General features: G+C 34.5%; 1 protein-coding gene. It reads right to left on the bottom strand.

The genetic code is table 11. The annotated features are described in order from the left end of the window. Positions 1-219: 219 nt before the first annotated feature. Positions 220-807: a hypothetical protein gene (locus H5200_RS23190; RefSeq protein ID WP_149982743.1), complete on the bottom strand. Its 588-nt coding sequence runs from the start codon at positions 805-807 to the stop codon at positions 220-222. Positions 808-1,057: the final 250 nt, after the last annotated feature.

Genomic DNA, 1,057 nt, shown 5'->3' on the forward strand with positions numbered 1-1,057 from the left:
GATAAATACAGTGATAACAAGGCGTAAATTTTGACATGTAGTTGTTCTACTTGAAAAAATTATAACGCAGTTAGCGCTTTATTTAGCTCGCTAGAATGGTTAAATATTTAAGTCGATTGGTATTAATTAAGTTGCTAAGTTTAACCGAACAGCAACAAATACAAAAAAGGCTTAGAAGTGATTCTAAGCCTTATTATTAAGGACTAAGTTTTAATTATATTATTGATTATTGATTTCTATTTGCCCAATAGCAACAGAGCCGTGCTGCCATGTAGTGCGGCATTTCAAACTAAGAACAGCATCACTTTCAAAATTATTATCAAGAGCTGTTACATACGATACAAACTGCTTTGAGCTATTTGCAGTGTCAGCAATATCAATCCAGTCAAAGCCCTTTCCTGTAGCATACTTAAACCACTTCTCTTGCCCGCCATCACTTACTTTACGAACACGTGAAATTAAGCAGCCGCCGTTTGAGCTATTTAAACCTTCAGTAATGCCATGAACTTTAAGCTCAAAATTACCAATCGTGTCATTTAAAGGAATGCTACAGTTGAAATAACGCTCAGAGCGTGAAAATTGAGGATCAAAAGTAAAGTAGCCATTTTCTGTAGTACCAGTTTTTTCTAGAGTTACTTCTTTTAGTGCAGCTAGATCACCTATTGAAGCAGCTAGATTATTAACGGCTTGTGACTTATAAACTGTATCTTCAGAGCAATGAGAGGCACCATCAAATACAGCAGCTTGTGTAAGTGACGATATAGACGCTAAAGCAGTCGCTAAAGCAATATTCTTAATTTTTAACATATTCATATCCTTATATTTTTGTCCCTAATAAGATGGATAATATCACGCAATATAAAATAAACAACTTCCATTGAATTTTTTTATATTCGAGTTATTTATTCTAGTAAAACAACAAGGCTTTAATTCAGGGCAAGATCACGAACTTTACCTTGACTTAAAAGTATGATCTTATACTCCTTTTTAAGGAGCCCCCATGCCTGATATTCAACTATTTAAATATTTCGAATCAATTGACGACCCTCGCCAGCAG

The sequence above is a fragment of the Pseudoalteromonas sp. SG43-7 genome, from assembly GCF_014164295.1.
GTDB lineage: Bacteria > Pseudomonadota > Gammaproteobacteria > Enterobacterales > Alteromonadaceae > Pseudoalteromonas > Pseudoalteromonas rhizosphaerae.